The sequence below is a fragment of the Streptomyces canus genome, assembly GCF_030816965.1.
GTDB classification, from domain to species: Bacteria; Actinomycetota; Actinomycetes; order Streptomycetales; family Streptomycetaceae; genus Streptomyces; species Streptomyces canus_E.
In genome coordinates this window covers 6,076,424-6,092,488 of the sequence record NZ_JAUSYQ010000002.1, presented here as the reverse complement: position 1 = coordinate 6,092,488, position 16,065 = coordinate 6,076,424, and the positions used below count along the sequence as shown (strand labels likewise).

14 protein-coding genes are annotated in these 16,065 nt (G+C 70.4%); 2 read left to right on the top strand and 12 right to left on the bottom strand.

Annotation, left to right across the window (positions count from 1 at the left end; translation table 11 throughout):
• Window positions 1-76 precede the first annotated feature (76 nt).
• The 12 genes from QF027_RS29035 to QF027_RS28980 all read right to left on the bottom strand — a co-directional run bounded on the left by QF027_RS29035 (window position 77) and on the right by QF027_RS28980 (window position 12,319).
• Window positions 77-469: a YccF domain-containing protein gene (locus QF027_RS29035; protein WP_306977614.1), complete on the bottom strand. Its 393-nt coding sequence runs from the start codon at window positions 467-469 to the stop codon at window positions 77-79.
• Window positions 466-1,329, bottom strand: a complete 864-nt coding sequence (gene htpX / locus QF027_RS29030; protein WP_307078040.1) for a zinc metalloprotease HtpX — start codon at window positions 1,327-1,329, stop codon at window positions 466-468. The genes QF027_RS29035 and htpX overlap by 4 nt, the downstream gene beginning before the upstream one ends.
• Window positions 1,330-1,542: 213 nt before the next feature.
• Entirely contained in the window at window positions 1,543-3,096 is a 1,554-nt protein-coding gene (locus tag QF027_RS29025) for an NADH-quinone oxidoreductase subunit N (RefSeq protein ID WP_307078038.1), read from the bottom strand.
• Entirely contained in the window at window positions 3,093-4,667 is a 1,575-nt protein-coding gene (locus QF027_RS29020) for an NADH-quinone oxidoreductase subunit M (protein WP_307078036.1), read from the bottom strand. The genes QF027_RS29025 and QF027_RS29020 overlap by 4 nt, the downstream gene beginning before the upstream one ends.
• Before the next feature lie 6 nt (window positions 4,668-4,673).
• A complete protein-coding gene (locus QF027_RS29015; RefSeq protein WP_307078033.1) occupies window positions 4,674-6,668 on the bottom strand; it encodes an NADH-quinone oxidoreductase subunit 5 family protein in 1,995 nt (664 codons plus the stop codon).
• On the bottom strand, window positions 6,665-7,072 hold the full coding sequence (gene nuoK, locus QF027_RS29010; RefSeq protein WP_059204951.1) for an NADH-quinone oxidoreductase subunit NuoK: 408 nt from the start codon (window positions 7,070-7,072) through the stop codon (window positions 6,665-6,667). The genes QF027_RS29015 and nuoK overlap by 4 nt, the downstream gene beginning before the upstream one ends.
• Window positions 7,072-7,764 (bottom strand): NADH-quinone oxidoreductase subunit J family protein, encoded by a 693-nt coding sequence (locus tag QF027_RS29005; protein ID WP_307078031.1) that lies wholly within the window; start codon window positions 7,762-7,764, stop codon window positions 7,072-7,074. The genes nuoK and QF027_RS29005 overlap by 1 nt, the downstream gene beginning before the upstream one ends.
• Complete coding sequence (locus QF027_RS29000) at window positions 7,761-8,330, bottom strand: NuoI/complex I 23 kDa subunit family protein (RefSeq protein WP_306977627.1); 570 nt, start codon at window positions 8,328-8,330, stop codon at window positions 7,761-7,763. The genes QF027_RS29005 and QF027_RS29000 overlap by 4 nt, the downstream gene beginning before the upstream one ends.
• A gap of 2 nt (window positions 8,331-8,332) precedes the next feature.
• Window positions 8,333-9,301, bottom strand: a complete 969-nt coding sequence (locus QF027_RS28995; RefSeq protein ID WP_307078029.1) for a complex I subunit 1/NuoH family protein — start codon at window positions 9,299-9,301, stop codon at window positions 8,333-8,335.
• Window positions 9,298-11,241, bottom strand: coding sequence for an NADH-quinone oxidoreductase subunit C (locus QF027_RS28990; RefSeq protein ID WP_307078027.1), 1,944 nt, complete (start codon window positions 11,239-11,241; stop codon window positions 9,298-9,300). The genes QF027_RS28995 and QF027_RS28990 overlap by 4 nt, the downstream gene beginning before the upstream one ends.
• Window positions 11,238-11,906 carry an NADH-quinone oxidoreductase subunit B gene (locus QF027_RS28985; protein ID WP_306977633.1) on the bottom strand — a complete coding sequence of 223 codons (669 nt, stop codon included), beginning with the start codon at window positions 11,904-11,906 and terminating at the stop codon, window positions 11,238-11,240. The genes QF027_RS28990 and QF027_RS28985 overlap by 4 nt, the downstream gene beginning before the upstream one ends.
• The gene (locus QF027_RS28980) at window positions 11,897-12,319 is read right to left on the bottom strand and encodes an NADH-quinone oxidoreductase subunit A (protein ID WP_057607955.1); all 423 of its coding nucleotides are present in this window, start codon (window positions 12,317-12,319) and stop codon (window positions 11,897-11,899) included. The genes QF027_RS28985 and QF027_RS28980 overlap by 10 nt, the downstream gene beginning before the upstream one ends.
• Window positions 12,320-12,539: 220 nt before the next feature.
• Here QF027_RS28980 and QF027_RS28975 point away from each other — a divergent pair, with 220 nt between their 5' ends.
• On the top strand, window positions 12,540-13,763 hold the full coding sequence (locus QF027_RS28975; RefSeq protein ID WP_306977636.1) for a sensor histidine kinase: 1,224 nt from the start codon (window positions 12,540-12,542) through the stop codon (window positions 13,761-13,763).
• A gap of 112 nt (window positions 13,764-13,875) precedes the next feature.
• Window positions 13,876-15,219, top strand: coding sequence for a sensor histidine kinase (locus QF027_RS28970; protein ID WP_307078025.1), 1,344 nt, complete (start codon window positions 13,876-13,878; stop codon window positions 15,217-15,219).
• The last annotated feature ends 846 nt before the right edge of the window (window positions 15,220-16,065 follow it).

Genomic DNA, 16,065 nt, shown 5'->3' with positions numbered 1-16,065 from the left:
CCTCGCCTCGAACTCGGCTTCCCGGTCGTACGACAGCAGGACGTACTTCGGCGCCCCCACTCCCCCGGCCCGTCCGTCAGCGGGTCGCGAACGGCTCGTCCGTGGGGACGATTTCGCGGCCCAGGGGGAACAGGGACACGGGGATCAGCTTGAAGTTGGCGATGCCGAAGGGGATACCGATGATCGTGATGCAGAGGACGAGGCCCGTCGCGATGTGGCCCAGGGCCAGCCACCAGCCGGCGAGGACCAGCCACAGGACGTTGCCGACGCAGGAGGGTGCGCCCGCGTCGCGGCGCTCGACCGTGGTGTACCCGAAGGGCCACAGGGCGTAGACGCCGATGCGGAAGGCCGCTAGGCCGAACGGGATGCCGATGATGGTGATGCAGAGCAGCGCGCCCGCGGCCAGGTAGGCGAGGAACAGCCAGAAGCCGCTCAGGACGAGCCAAATGACGTTCAGGATGGTTTTCATCGGGGTCGACCTGCCATCTTCTCGAGCCGGGCGATGCGCTCCGCCATCGGCGGGTGCGTCGAGAACATCTTGGACAGTCCCTGGCCAGGGCGGAAGGGATTCGCGATCATCATGTGGCTCGCCGTCTCGATGCGCGGTTCGGGGGGCAACGGCAGTTGCTTGGTGCCCACTTCGAGCTTGTGCAGCGCGCTGGCGAGCGCGAGGGGGTCGCCGGTGAGCTGGGCTCCGGACGCGTCCGCCTCGTACTCCCTGGAGCGGCTGATGGCCATCTGGATGAGGCTGGCCGCGAGCGGTCCGAGGATCATGATCATCAGCATGCCGAGGATGCCCGGGCCGTCATCGTCGTCGGAGCGGCCGATCGGGATCAGCAAGGCGAAGTTGACCAGGAACATGATCACGGAGGCGAGGGCGCCGGCGACCGACGAAATCAGGATGTCGCGGTTGTAGACATGGCTGAGTTCGTGGCCGATGACACCGCGCAGTTCGCGCTCGTCCAAGATGCGCAGGATGCCGTCGGTGCAGCACACGGCGGCGTTGCGCGGATTGCGGCCGGTCGCGAAGGCGTTGGGTGCCTCGGTCGGCGAGATGTACAGGCGCGGCATGGGCTGACGGGCCTGGGTGGAGAGCTCGCGGACCATGCGGTACAGGGCCGGTGCCTCGAACTCGCTCACCGGGCGGGCACGCATCGCGCGTAGAGCCAGCTTGTCGCTGTTCCAGTACGCGTACGCGTTGGTGCCCAGCGCGATCAGGACGGCCACCACCAGCCCCATGCGGCCGAAGAAACTGCCGATGACGATGATGAGTGCGGACAGTCCCCCAAGGAGGACTGCGGTCCTGAGCCCGTTGTGCCGGCGGTGCACGGTACGCCCTCCAAGTGGTGCAGCAGAGGAACCCTTTGCTTGCTGATCTCCGATGTCTTCCGATGCCACCGGTCCGTGATGTCACGTCCAGTGGACCCTCCCGTTTTGCTCAACGCCAGGCGAGGGTCACTAGTTCCCTTGTGCGCGCGGAGGCCCAGGTGGGCCGTCCGGGTGATGGGTCAAGGGCGACTGTTCAGGTTCGGGAGGGCCGGTTCAGAAGAGTCCGGTGTCGGTGAAGCGCAACACGAGCTGGGGCGCGCCCGAGAGGGCGACACCGAGGACGCCGGTCAGGGCGAGCGCGGCCGTGAGGGGGGCGGGGACGCGGTGCGCGGCGGGTTCGCCCTCGGGGGCCCTGAACAGCAGCGTCGTCCACTGGAGGTAGTAGAAGAGCGCGATCACGACATTGACGGCCATGACCACGGCGAGCCATCCGAGGCCCGCGTCCACGGCCGCCGAGAAGACGGTGACCTTGGCGAACAGGCCGATGATGCCTGGCGGCAGCCCGGCCAGGCAGAGCAGGAAGAAGGCCAGGAGGAGGGCGGCGAGCGGGTTGGTCGCGTAGAGGCCGCGGTAGTCGGTGATGCGGTTCGCGGCCCTCGTGCGGCCCACCAGCGCGGCCACCGCGAAGGCGCCGAGGTTCACGGCGGCGTACATGAGGGCGTAGGCGACGGTGGAGCCGACGGATCGCTCGGCGTCGTCGGAGTACGCGGCGGCGGCGATCGGGACGAGGAGGTAGCCGGCCTGGCCGATGGAGGACCAGGCGAGCAGCCGTACGGCGCTGTACGCGCGCGTGGCCTGCTGTCGGAGGGCGCCGACGTTGCCGACGGTCATGGTGAGCGCGGCGAGCGCGGCGAGCGCCGGGCCCCAGACGTCGGCGTACGACGGCAGGGCGACGACGGTGACGAGGATCAGGCCGGAGAAGCCAACGGCCTTGCCCACGACCGACAAGTAGGCGGCGATCGGGAGGGGTGCGCCTACGTAGGTGTCGGGCACCCAGAAGTGGAAGGGGACGGCGGCCGTCTTGAAGGCGAAGCCGACGAGGGTGAGGACGACGCCGGTCTGGGCGAGGGTGTGGAGCTGTCCGTCGACGTTCTGGATGCGGTCGGCGACCTGTGTGAGGTAGAGGGTGCCCGTGGAGGCGTACACGAAGCTGATGCCCATGAGGCTGACCGCGGTCGCGGTGACCGAGGAAAGGAAGAACTTCAGGGCCGCTTCGGAGGACTTCCTGTCGCCGTGCCGGATGCCGACGAGGGCGAAGGCGGGCAGGGAGGCGACTTCCAGGGCGACGACGAGGGTCGCCAGGTCTCGGGAGGCGGGCAGGAGTGCGGCGCCGGCGGCCGAGGAGAGCAGCAGGAACCAGTACTCCCCTTCGGGGAGTCTCTTGTCGGCGTCCTTGAGGGTGGTGACCGACAGGAGGGCCGCCAGGAGGGCGCCGCCAAGGACGAGGAACTGGATGACGAGCGTGAAGCGGTCGGCCGCATAGCTGCACACGTCGGCGTCGCCGGTCAGGCAGAAGGTGCTGCGGTCGCCGTCCAGGAGGGGGAGCAGCAGGAGCACGGAGGCTGCCAGGCCCGCGACCGAGAACCACCCGAGCAGGGCTTTCTTCTGCTCGCCGACGAAAAGGTCTGCGACGAGAACAACGAGTCCGACGACCGCCGTGAGGGTGGGTGGCGCGATCGCGAGCCAGTCGACGGACTGCACGAGGTTCGCGGCCAGGGGCTCGGCCGAAGAAGCCAATGGCTGAGCGATGGCGACCAGGGTGCTCATCGGGTGCCTCCTGCGAGGAGCTGCTGGACGGCCGGGTCGGTGAGGCCGAGGAGGGCCTTCGGCCACAGGCCCGCCGCGACGGTGAGGGCGACGAGCGGCGTCCAGGCCGCGAACTCGTACGTGTGGACGTCGGCGAGCTGGGGGGCGTCCTGGGGTACGGCGCCCATGCAGACGCGGCGGACCACGACGAGCATGTACGCGGCCGTCAGGAGGGTGCCGAACGCGCCGATCGCCATGAAGGTGAGGAAGGCGGGGCGGCTGAGGTCGTCGGCGGGCTTGAAGGCGCCGAACAGGGCCAGCATCTCGCCCCAGAATCCGGCGAGGCCGGGCAGGCCGAGCGAGGCGACCGCACCGAAGGCCAGCAGGCCGCCGAGGCGCGGGGCCTTGCCGTACAGGGCGGCGCCGGTCTCCTCGGCCAGGGTGTCGAGGTCGGTGGTGCCGGTGCGGTCCTTCAGGGCTCCGACCAGGAAGAACAGGAGGCCGGTGATGAGGCCGTGCGCGATGTTGGCGAACAGGGCGCCGTTCACGCCGGTCGGGGTCATGGTGGCGATACCGAGCAGGACGAAACCCATGTGGCCGACGGAGGAGTAGGCGATGAGCCGCTTGAGATCGCCCTTCGCGCCACGCTTGGCGAGGGCGAGGCAGGCCAGGGATCCGTAGATGATCCCGACCACGGCGAAGGCGGCGAGGTAGGGCGCGAACTCGCGGAAGCCGTCGGGGGCGATCGGCAGCAGAATCCGGACGAACCCGTACGTACCCATCTTCAGCAGGACGCCGGCCAGCAGGACCGAGCCGACGGTCGGCGCGGCGGTGTGGGCGTCGGGCAGCCAACTGTGCAGCGGCCACATCGGGGTCTTGACCGCGAGCCCGATCCCGATCGCCAGAACGGCGATGACCTGCACGGATGCGGACAGCGACCGGCCGTTGTCAGTGGCGAGTGCCACCATGTCGAATGTGCCCGCCTTGATCCCGATCAGGAGCAGGCCGAGCAGCATCACGACCGAGCCGAGCAGTGTGTAGAGGATGAAGCGCCAGGCGGCGGCCTGGCGCTCCTCGCCGCCCCAGCGGGCGATGAGGAAGTACATCGGGACGAGCACCATCTCGAACGCGAGGAAGAACAGCAGCAGATCAAGGACGGCGAACGTCGCGAGGGTGCCGGACTCAAGCATGAGCAGCAGTGCGACGAAGGCCTTCGGGGTGGGGCCCGCGGGCATTTTGAAGTACGAGTAGAGCGCGCAGAGGAAGGTCAGCAGCGCGGTCAGGACCAGAAGGGGGAGGGAGATGCCGTCGAGGCCGAGGTGGATGCGCACGTCGAGTGCGGGGATCCAGCTGATGTCGGTCGTGGCCTGCATCTTCGACGGATGGTCGTGGTCGAAGCCGAGTGCCAGGACGATCGCGGCGATGAGGATCACGCCGGTGACCGTCACCCCGTGCCGCAGTACGGCCTGGTCCGGCGACTTCCCCTTCAGTCCGGGCGGCGCCGGCAGCAGAGCCGTGACGGCGCCGAGGAGCGGGCCGGCCACGACGAACGCCAGAAGGAACTGCATCACGGACTCGTTGATATCGATCACGCCTGCTCACGCTCCCGTGGCGACGAGGACGACGGCGACCGCGAGGACGACGGTGCCGGCGAGCAGCGCGCTCACATAGGTCTGCAGATTGCCGGTCTGGGCCCGTCGTACGGCGCTGCCGAGCCAGCGGGGCAGTGTTCCCGCGCCGCGTACGTAGGTCTCGACGACTTCGCGGTCCAGGAACCGGACGAGGGTGGCTCCGGCCTGGACCGGGCGGACGAAGAGGGCCGTGTATAGCGCGTCCAGGTGGAAACCGACGGCCGCGTGGCGGTGCAGTGGGCCGAGCAGCAACCGTCCGGGGTCCGCGGGGTCGGGCGCGTAGGCCACGTCTCCGTATGCGGGCTCGTGGGTGGCGATGGCTTCGGCCTCGACCAGGCCGGCGTCGCCCTCGGGGTGGGCGGCGACCGCACCCATCGGGACGCGGCCCGTGACCGTACTGGTGTGCCGCCAGGCCGCGTAGGTGACGATGCCGCCGATCAGGGCCACGCCCGTGCCGGCGACGGAGGTGGTGAGGGTCGGGGTGAGGTCGCGGCCGTCGAACCAGTCGGGCAGCACGCGGTAGGAGAACGCGCCGAGGGCGAGGGACGGGGCCGCGAGGACCCAGAGGACCACGGTCATCGTCAGCGGCTGACGTCCGTGGTCGGGGGCTTCGGTGCCCCGCCCGCGGAAGGCCAGCAGCCACAGCCGTGTCGCGTAGGCGGCTGTGAGCAGGGCCGTGAGGAGGCCGGCGACGAGGGTGATCCAGCCTGCGGCGCCGGGGGCGTGTTCAGTGTGGCCGGTGGCGACGTGCTCGGCCGCGCCGAGGACGGACTCCTTGGAGAAGAAGCCGCTGAAGGGCGGGATCGCGGCGAGCGCGAGGAGCGCCACGGTCATCGTCCAGTAGGCGTCGGGGACGCGGGCGCTCAGGTCCTTCATACGGGACATGGCGGCCAGGGAGTTGGTTCCGGCGGCGTGGATGACCACGCCGGCCGCGAGGAACAGCAGCGCCTTGAAGGCGCCGTGGGACAGGAGGTGGAAAACGGCGGCACCGCGGTCGCCGACGGCGAGGGCGCCGGTCATGTAACCGAGCTGGCCGATCGTCGAGTAGGCGAGGACACGCTTGATGTCGTCCTGGGCGAGTGCGGCGAGACCCGAACCGGTCATCGTGACGGCGGCCATGACGGCGAGGACAACCATCGCGGCCTGGGAGGCCTCGAAGACCGGGAGGAGACGGGCGATGAAGTAGACACCGGCGGCAACCATCGTCGCGGCGTGGATCAGCGCGGAGACGGGCGTGGGGCCCGCCATCGCGTCGGGGAGCCAGGTGTGCAGCGGGAACTGCGCCGACTTGCCCGCCACGCCCGCGAGGAGGAGCAGGGCGATCAGGGTCGGGTGGTCGAGCCCGCCGTGCGCGACGGCGTCGAGGACCTTCGTGATCCGGAAGGAGCCGGCGTCGGTGGCCATGGCGAACAGGCCGATCAGGAAGGGGACGTCACCGAGCTTGGTCACCAGGAATGCCTTGAGGGAGGCGGCGCGGGCCTCCGGGGTCTCCCAGTAGTGGCCGACCAGGAAGTACGAGCAGATGCCCATGACCTCCCAGCCGACCAGCAGCACGATCAGGTCGCCGGAGTAGACGACGAGCAGCATCGCGGAGGTGAAGAGGGAGACGAGAGCGGCGTACGAGGGGTAGCGCGGGTCGTCGCGCAGATAGCCGGTCGAGTAGATCTGCACACAGGTGGCGACGAACGCGACCAGGATGGCGACGAGGGCGGCGAAGCCGTCGATGTACAGGGCGAGTTCGATCGGGACCGAGCCGGTCGGGGTGAGTTCGGTGGCGGCGTTCACCGTCTGGCCGCCGCCCTGCCTTACGGCGACCACCGCGGCGAGCGCAAGGGCGACCAGGAGCGGCAGTACGGCGAGCGGGCGGACGAAGCCGGGGGCGGTGCGGCCCAGGAGCAGGCCGGCCGCGGCGCCCAGGAAGGGAAGGAGGGGGACGAGGACGGCGAGGGTGGTCGTGGTCACGCGGTGGCCTCAGCCTTCCCGGTCCGCCCGGACTCTGCGGCCTGTTCGGCCGTGCGGGCGTCGTCGTCGGAGGTGTCGGGGTCGTGGCCCTCGGCCGTGTCGCGGAGCTTGTCGATGTCGGCGGTGCCGCGGTTGCGGTGGACGGCGAGGACGATCGCGAGGCCGATGCCGATCTCGGCGGCGGCGATGGCGATGGTGAACAGGGTCAGGGCCTGGCCGGAGTGCAGGGTCTCCTCGGCGGCCCTGCTGAGCCAGACGTCGAAGGCGACCAGGTTCAGGTTGACGGCGTTGAGCATCAGCTCGACCGACATCAGGACGAGGATCGCGTTGCGGCGGGCCAGGACGCCGTAGAGGCCGGTGCAGAAGAGGAGGGCGGAGAGTACGGCGGGATAGGCGAGGTGCATCAGCGGGCGCCTTCCTGCTCAGTCGATTCGGTTCCCCTGGCCGACGCGGTTCCCGCATCCGGCCCATTTCGCCCGATCGTGTGATTACGGGAATCAGCGGCGGATGGGGAACTACCGGTCGCGGCTCGGGAGTTCACAGGGGGAGAGCTCGACTCCGCCTTCGCCTTGCGGGACAGGACGATCGCGCCGACCAGCGCCGCGAGGAGCAGGACGGAGAGGGCCTCGAAGGGGAGGACCCAGTTCTGGAAGAGGCTCGCGCCGGTTGCCTCGGTGGAGCCGGCGGCTGGGCCGTCCAGGTCGATCCAGGTGGTGCGGAAGGCGTCGACGACCACCCAGACCAGAGCGGCCGCCGCCGCAAGGGCCACGACGAGGGCGGCCCAGCGGTTGCCGGAGTCGGCGTCCGGGGAGCGGCCGATGGGGGCCCTGGTGAGCATCAGACCGAACAGAAGGAGGACGACGACGGAGCCGACGTAGATGAGGACCTGCACCCACGCGATGAACTCGGCGGTGAGCAGGAGGTATTCGACGGCGAGGCCGCCGAGGGCCACCACCAGCCACAGGGCGGCGTGTACCAGCTGCTTGGTGGTGACGGTGATGATCGCTGCTCCGAAGGTGACGAGGCCGACGAGCAGAAAGGCGATCTCGACGCCGGTCGGGGAGAGGAAACCGTGCGCTGCCTGGGCGAGGGTCACGACTCCTCCCCCTGGGGATCGGCCGACGGGGCCGGCTCGGCCTGGGCCGCTGCCAGCTTCTCGGCGGTCTTGCGGGCGGTGGCGATTTCCTTCGGTTCCTCCGCGCCGGGGTCGAGGGCCGGTGGGGCCGGGACGGTCCACATCCACTCGCGGAGCTTGTCCCGCTCGTGGGTGAGCTCGCGGATGTCGGTCTCGGCGTACTCGAACTCCGGGGACCAGAACAGGGCGTCGAAAGGACACACCTCGATGCAGATACCGCAGTACATGCAGAGGGAGAAGTCGATGGCGAAGCGGTCGAGGACGTTGCGGCTGCGTTCGCGGCCACCAGGGGCCGCCGCCGGGACCGTCTCCTTGTGGGAGTCGATGTAGATGCACCAGTCGGGGCACTCACGGGCGCACAGCATGCACACCGTGCAGTTCTCCTCGAACAGGCCGATCACCCCGCGGGTGCGGGGCGGGAGGTCGGGCTGGGCGTCGGGGTACTGCTCGGTGACGGTCTTCTTCGTCATCGTGCGCAGGGTGACGGCCAGGCCCTTGGCCAGACCCGAGCCAGGAATGGGGGCCATGGTTACTGGATCACCACCTTGACGATGCCGGTGAGGGCGATCTGGGCGAGGGAGAGGGGGACGAGGAGGGTCCAGGAGAGTTTCTGGAGCTGGTCCTCGCGCAGACGGGGATAGGTCACGCGGAGCCAGATGACGACGAAGGCGAGCACGGCCGTCTTGAGGAGGGTCCAGACCCAGCCGAGCCCGTCGGCGCCCCAGGGGCCGTGCCAGCCGCCCAGGAAGAGGACGGTGGTCAGGCCGCACAGGACGACGATTCCGGCGTACTCGGCAAGGAGGAACAGGGCGAAACGCAGGCCGGTGTACTCGGTGTAGGCGCCGAAAATGATCTCCGAGTCGGCGACCGGCATGTCGAAGGGAGGGCGCTGGAGTTCGGCGAGGCCGGCGACGAAGAAGACGATCGCGCCGACGATCTGCCAGGGCAACCACCACCACTCGAAGGCGTCGAGGATGCCGGGGAGGGAGACGGTTCCGGCCGCCATCGCCACCGAGGCGGCGGTGAGCAGCATCGGGAGTTCGTAGGCGAGGAGCTGTGCAGCGGTGCGCAGGCCGCCGAGGAGGGAGAACTTGTTGGCGGAGGCCCAGCCGGCCATGAGGGAGCCGAGGACGCCCACGCCCATCACGGCGAGCACGAAGAACACGCCCGCGTCGACGACCTCGCCGACGGCTCCCTCGCCGGGGCCGATCGGGATGGCGAGGAGGACCAGGAGGTAGGGCAGGAGGGCGACGGCGGGGGCGAGTTGGAAGATACGGCGGTCCGCGCTCGCCGGTACGACGTCTTCCTTCTGGGCGAACTTCACGCCGTCCGCGACGAGTTGGGCCCAGCCGTGGAAGCCGCCGGCGTACATCGGGCCCAGGCGGCCCTGCATGTGGGCCATCACCTTGTGCTCGGTCTGGCCGATGATCAGGGGGAAGGTGAGGAAGACGACGAAGACGATCAGGAGTCGCAGGGCGACGTCGAGAGCGCCGTTCACTGCGGGCCTCCTGCGGGCTTGTCGTGAGTGGGGGTGGAGCTGGGGGTGTCGGGGGTGGAGGGCTCGTCGGGGGCCGGCTCCTCGGAGGCCTGGGCGGTGCGGTCGGGGCTCGGGTCGGTGCCATCTGGGCGTTCCGGGTCCTGGGACTCCTCGGGAGCCTCGGGAACCTCGGAAGTCGGGGGACGCCCAGAAGTCCCGGGCTGCTCGGAGCCCTTGGGTTCCTCGGAGGTCGTGGACTCCTCGGAGGTCGGCTCTTCGGAAACCGGCGGCTTCTCCGGAGCCTTGGGAGCACCGGAAGCTGGCAGCTCTTTCGGAACCTCTCGACCTACGGCAGCCGACGGCTCCTCCGCAACCCCGCGACCACCGGCAGCCGACAGCTCCTCCGGAACCTCGAAGCCTTCGGAAGCTACGGGCGTGTCCTCATCTCCTGGGGCCGTGGAGGCTTCCGAAGCCGGCGGCCTCTGGGAGGCCTTGTGCACCTCGGGTCCCTCGGGCCCCTCGGGGCGTTCGGAGATCCCGGGCTCCTCGGGATGCTCGGAGACTCCGCTGTCCCCAGTTGTGGAAGGCCGCTCGGAGACTCCGCCGTCCCCGGACGAGGGTGGCCGCTCGGAGACTCCGCCGTCCCCGGACGAAGGTGGCCGCTCGGAGACTCCAGGCTCCCCGGGTGTGGGAGGCCGCTTCGGTTCCGGGTCGTCGAAGGCCGGACGGGCGTGGTGCCACGGTGCGTCCGGGCTGCGAGGGGTGGTGGGGGACTTCGGCGGGGCGGGGTTCGTGCTCGCGTCGTCGGTCGACGGGTCGGTCTTGGCCGCCGCGGCGCGCTGACTCGCGGAACCGCTCGAGGCGGTACGCGCCCGGCGAGGTCCGGCCGGCGCACCGCCCGTCGCTCCCGGATGCTCAGGGGCGGGGGCAGGCGACGCCGGGGAGTCCGAAGCGGGTGCGGGCGAGCCCTTCCCCTGGGCGTCCGACGTGGACGCGGGCAAGCCGGTTGCTGGAGCTTCCGACTCGGGTGCGCTGCCGGCTGGGGCTGCGGAACCGGCACCGGTGTCGTCGGCATCCGGTGCCGCCTGGCCGGCCGAGCCCTGCGCAGCGGTACGTGGGTGCCGGGCCACGCCTGTCGGCGAGGCGGGGGGAGCCCCCTCCGTCGCCCCGGGCGTGGCCTGGCTCGCCGAGCCCTCGGCCGACGTACGCGCCCTACGCGGCCCGGCCCCCGATGCGCCCGCCGCATCCGACGTCCCGGACACCTCCGCCTGACTCGCCGAACCCTCCGCCGCCGAACGTGCCCGGCGGGCCGGGCGGTCGGCCGTGGGGCGGGCCGGGCGTTCGGTCGGGGGGCGGCCTGCCGTGCGGGTGGGGCGGGTCGGGGCCGGGGGGAGTTGGCCCTTCAGGGGGCCCCATTCGTTCGGGTCGGGGACTCCTGGGGGGAGCATCTGGCGGCGTTTGGGGCCGCCGTGTTCGGACTCGCCCGGTTCCTTGGCTCCGGGCCAGGCCTTGGCGACGCGGGCGGCCAGGACGAAGTCCTTGCGGAGGGGGTGGCCCTCGAAGGTTTCCGGCAGCAGGAGGTGGTTCAGGGAGGGATGGCCCTCGAAGGTGACGCCGAACATCTCGTGGGTCTCGCGCTCGTGCCAGGAGGCACCCGCGTAGATGTCGACGGCGGTGGGCAGCACCGGGGTCTCGTGGGAGATCGTCGTACGCAGGAGCAGGCGTCGTACCGGGGAGAGGGCCGCCACGTGGGCCGCCACGCGGAAGCCGATGCCCGGTTCGTCGACGGCGCTGAGCCAGTCGAAGTAGGTGCAACCCAGGTCATCGCGGGCGACGCGCAGTGCCGTGAGCCAGGACGTGGGCGGGACGTCCACGGTCAGGACCTCGTACGACTCCTCGGCGGTGGCCTCGGGACCGAAGAGTTCCTCGGCGGGCGCGGGGAGCCAACCGACGGCGGTCACTGTGACTCCCCCTCGCCCGAAGTCGAAGTCGAAGTCGGTGCAGGCCCAGGTCCAGGCCCAGCTCCAGGCGCAGGTGGCTTCACCAACCCGCTCTGCAGCGCAGCCGCCGACGGACGCGCCGCGGACGACCCGTACCGCTCCTCCAGCGACTCCCGGGCGATCTTCTCCTGGAGCTTCAAAATTCCCTGGAGCAGCGCCTCGGGGCGGGGCGGGCAGCCGGGGACGTAGACGTCGACGGGGATGATCTGGTCGACACCCTTCGTCACGGCGTACGAGTCCCAGTACGGGCCGCCGCAGTTGGAACAGGCGCCGAAGGAGATGACGTACTTGGGCTCGGGCATCTGCTCGTACAGACGCTTCACCGCCGGTGCCATCTTGTCCGTGACCGTGCCGGAGACGACCATCAGGTCGGCCTGGCGCGGGCCCGGCGCGAAGGGGATGACGCCGAGGCGGATGAAGTCGTGGCGGGCCATCGACGCGGCGATGAACTCGATGGCGCAGCAGGCGAGACCGAAGTTGAAGACCCAGAGGGAGTACCGGCGGCCCCAGTTGAGGATCACCTTCATCGGCTCGGGGGCGAGGCGGGCAAGGGCGCCCAGCCGTTTCGGCTCCGGAAGCAGAACGGGCTCCGTGGCAGCGGAGTCGACCGCAGGGTTCACGTCCATGTCAGGACACCCTTCTTGTACGCGTACAGCAAGCCCACGGCGAGGAAGCCGAGGAAGATGAACATCTCGACGAGGGTCGTCGCGCCGTAGCCGGGAGCCGCGAAGACCGTCGCCCACGGGAACAGGAAGATCGAGTCGACGGCGAAGATGACGTAGAGGAAGGCATAGACGTAATAGCGGACCTGGGTGTGGGCCCAGCCCTCGCCGACGGGGTCGACTCCGCACTCGTACGTCAGGAGCTTCTCGGGGGTGGGCACCACGGGTCGCAGCAGGCGGCCGGCGCCGAAGGCGACCGCGACGAACAGCACGCCGACGACGGCGAGCAGCCCGACGACCGAGTACGACTGGAAGTAGTCCGCCGCGACGACGGTCGGATCGACGACGGTTGCATCGACGACGGTCGGTTCCGGCACGTCCGCCCCTCACTCCCTGTGAGCACGCTGAACACAGTGGTCACGCTGAACACCACTGTTCGACGATCTGTACGCACGGGAGTCTAGGCCCTGATAAAGGGACGGTAAGCAGCCCGTCACCCCCGAAAGCCGTCCGAAAGGCCGGGGTGGGGTTTTCCCCCGTATGCCGCGGCGGTCCGCCTCATGGCGCGCGGCGGTCCGGGGCGGCACGCTAGCCCATATGACCGAACGCCTCTCGTCCCCGAGCCGCGCCGTGACCACCGGCAGACACGACGGAACCGACGACGGCCGGCCGCCGCCGGCCCGCTTCGCCTACGACGCACACACCTGGAAGGAGATCGCGCATCTCCTGGCGAACCTTCCGGTGTCGATCCTCGGCTTCACCTACGTCGTGACGGTGCTCTTCACCGGTTTCTGGCTGACCGTCACGGTGATCGGATTCCCGTTGCTCGCGGCGGGTCTGCTGGGCGCACGGCAGCTGGGCAAGCTGGAGCGGGCGCGGGCCCGGGCGCTGCTCGGCGTGCGGGTGGACGAACCGAGCCGTCTGCCGTGGCGCGCCAAGAACGGCGGCAACGGCTTCTTCGCCCAGCTGTGGATGGGGGTGAAGGACCCCGTGGGCTGGCGGACGGTGTTGTACGACTTCATCCGGCTGCCCTGGGGGGTGCTCACCTTCACCATCACGCTGACCTCGTTGTTCGTGCTGTGGCCGGTGCTGCCGTTCATCGCGCGGGGCCTCGCCAACGTGGACCGGGTGATGGTGCGCGGCCTGCTGTCGCCCTCCGACGAGCTGGAACGCCGTATCGCCGAACTGGAGTCGGACCGGGGGGTCGTGGTGGACGCGGCCGCGTCCGACCTGCGGCGCATCGAGCGCGATCTGCACGACGGGGCGCAGGCCCGGCTGGTCAACCTGGCCATGGGTCTCGGCCTCGCGAAGGAGAAGCTCCTGGAGGACCCCGAGTACGCGCAGGCGATGGTCGAGGAGGCACACGGCGAGGTGAAGCTGGCGCTTCAGGAGCTGCGGGATCTGGCGCGGGGCATCCATCCGGCCGTACTGACCGACCGAGGCCTCGACGCGGCGCTGTCGAGCGTCGCCTCGCGCTGCACGGTCCCGGTGAAGGTGACCGCCGACCTCGACGCGCGCCCGGTCCAGGCGATCGAGGGGATCGCCTACTTCACCGTCTCCGAGCTGCTCCAGAACGTCAGCAAGCACAGCGGGGCCCGGTCGGCGTCGGTCGACGTGTGGCGTTCGGAGAACCGGCTGCTCATCCAGGTGTGGGACGACGGCCGCGGCGGAGCCCGGCTCGACGGCGGCACCGGCATGCGCGGGCTCGCGGAGCGCCTCGACGCGGTCGACGGGCTGTTCGTCATCGACTCGCCGCCGGGCGGGCCGACGGTCGTCACGGCGGAGCTGCCGTGGCGGGACCGTGGTCTGGACAAGGGGTAGGGAAAACCCCCCTTTCAAGAGGCCGACGGACTCCATGGTCCGTTGAGCTGCGGCCCAGCAGGGTGGAGATACGACACCACAGGCGCGGGACGAGAGAAGAAGGACGACGTCGATGGCCACGGACTACGGGTACGACAGTGGGCTCGGGTTCCCCGAGACGGTACGGCGGCACCGGGTGCCGGCCGGGCTGCGGGCGCCGTTCGAGGGGCGGACCTGGCGGGAGTTCGGCTATGTGCTGCTGAGCCTGCCGATCAGCATCGTGATGTTCACGTACGCCATCACGATGATCTCGCTCGGCGCGGGCCTCCTCGTGACCTTCCTCGGGATTCCGGTCTTCGCGGCCGGGCTCGCCGGATGCCGTGGGCTCGGGGCGCTGGAGCGGGCGCGGGCACGGGGGCTGCTGGATCTGGAGGTCGGGGATCCGGAACCGCTCAGGATGCGGAAGTCCGGGTTCATGGCGTGGGTGGGGGCGGTGCTCAAGAGCGGGACGTCGTGGCGGACGCTGCTGTACTCGGTGCTGCACCTGCCGTGGGCGACGTTCTCGTTCGTCGTCGCGGTGAACTTCTGGGTGTACGGCTGGGCGCTGCTGACGTATCCGCTGTGGTTCTGGGTTTTTCCGGCGTACGTCGGTCAGGACGGGCTTCAGCTCTACGGCGACAAGACCCACCACATCTACCTGGACAACCCGTTCGAGATCGGGGTGACCGCGCTGGTGGGACTGCTGTTCACGCTGGCCACGCCGTGGATCGTGCGGGCGCTGACGATGGTGGACCGGGTGATGGTGCACGGGCTGCTCGGGCCGACCCGGCTGTCGGCTCGGGTGGTGGAGCTGGAGTCCGACCGGGGGGTCGTGGTGGACACGGCGGCCGCGGATCTGCGTCGGATCGAGCGGGATCTGCACGATGGTGCGCAGGCTCGGCTGGTGGCGCTGGCCATGGATCTGGGGCTGGCGAAGGAGAAGCTCACGGAGGATCCTGCCGCGGCGGCGCGGATGGTGGACGAGGCGCACGGTGAGGTGAAGACGGCGCTTCAGGAGCTGCGGGATCTGGCGCGGGGGATTCATCCGGCGGTACTGACCGACCGGGGGCTGGATGCCGCGCTGTCGGCGGTGGCTTCTCGGTGCACGGTTCCGGTGCAGGTGGAGGTGGATCTGTCGGCCCGGCCTGCGCCGGCGATCGAAGGGATCGCGTACTTCACGGTGTCGGAGTTGCTGCAGAACATCAGCAAGCACTCTCGGGCGACGTTCGCCGCGGTGGATGTGTGGCAGGTGGAGAACCGGTTGATGCTGCAGGTCGTGGACAACGGGGTGGGTGGGGCCGATGTGTCCTCCGGGTCCGGGCTCGCGGGGTTGGCGGAGCGGCTGGACGCGGTGGACGGGATCCTGGTGGTGGATTCGCCGGTCGGGGGGCCCACTCGGGTGACGGCGGAGTTGCCGTGGCGGGGCGAGCGGGTGTGACGGGCACCGCGTGAGAGGGCGGTGGGGGTTGCTTTTCGCCCCCGCCGCCCTTACCCATTTCCCTCCCCAGGGGCTGGCCGCCCCTTCGCCCCCGCGGAGGGGCTCTGCGGGTCTGCCCCCCCGCAGGCGGTCCCGGACGGGGCTCCCGTGGGCTGAGGTGCGGACCTGGGCGGGGCGCGGGGGAAGCCCCGGGGGAGCCCGGCAGGGGGTTGGTGCTGCTCACCAGGTGGCCCCGGCCACGGAGTGCGCACAAGGCCGCATGAGCTCGATCGTGTGATCGTCCGCTTACGGGCTTGCGGCGCACTGGGCTGTTTGGGCCAGCGTGCTCGTGCGGCCTGGAACACCGGGTACGGCGTCAGCGTGCGGGGCCCCTGCTCCACCAGAGGATGGTTCAGGGCCTCCCCGTCGCCTCTGGCCGTACCGACCTGCCAGGTCGTGAGGGCGGCGTCCAACAGCGGCCTCCGGCCGCGGGGGCCTCCCGGGCCCGGACCGCGCACAGGATGCGTGTCGCCGCCCCGGGGTCGAGCACGCCGGGGACCAGCTCGCCCAAGACCGTTCGGGGCGCGCGGCTGAACGGACTCACTCCCGCTCAGTCCACAGGAACGGTAGAGGGCGGAGCCGGCGGGGCGCAGAAGAAGCCTCGCAGGGGCCGGGGCGGAGCTCCGGTGGCTACAAGGGCGCAGGTCAGCGGGCTGGGAGGTGCGATGCTCTGACCGCTGCATTGCCCCCGGTGTGGCGTCTCGAGGGTGGGTGGGCCCCAGCGGAGAGGCCTGCTCGGCCCTGGGGACCCTGGGTGATCTGTCGGCACGGCCTGCAAGGACCCGGCGCCCTGCGACGTGCCCGGCC

Coding starts and splice junctions, on each gene's coding strand:
- QF027_RS29000 (WP_306977627.1), bottom strand. CDS start 8,330: ATGGCCCCCATTCCTGGCTCGGGTCTGGCCAAGGGCCTGGCCGTCACC.
- nuoK (WP_059204951.1), bottom strand. CDS start 7,072: ATGCACCTCGCCTATCCCGCCGTACTCTCCGCCCTCCTCTTCTGCACC.
- QF027_RS29025 (WP_307078038.1), bottom strand. CDS start 3,096: ATGAGCACCCTGGTCGCCATCGCTCAGCCATTGGCTTCTTCGGCCGAG.
- QF027_RS28985 (WP_306977633.1), bottom strand. CDS start 11,906: ATGGACGTGAACCCTGCGGTCGACTCCGCTGCCACGGAGCCCGTTCTG.
- QF027_RS29035 (WP_306977614.1), bottom strand. CDS start 469: ATGAAAACCATCCTGAACGTCATTTGGCTCGTCCTGAGCGGCTTCTGG.
- QF027_RS28970 (WP_307078025.1), top strand. CDS start 13,876: ATGGCCACGGACTACGGGTACGACAGTGGGCTCGGGTTCCCCGAGACG.
- QF027_RS28975 (WP_306977636.1), top strand. CDS start 12,540: ATGACCGAACGCCTCTCGTCCCCGAGCCGCGCCGTGACCACCGGCAGA.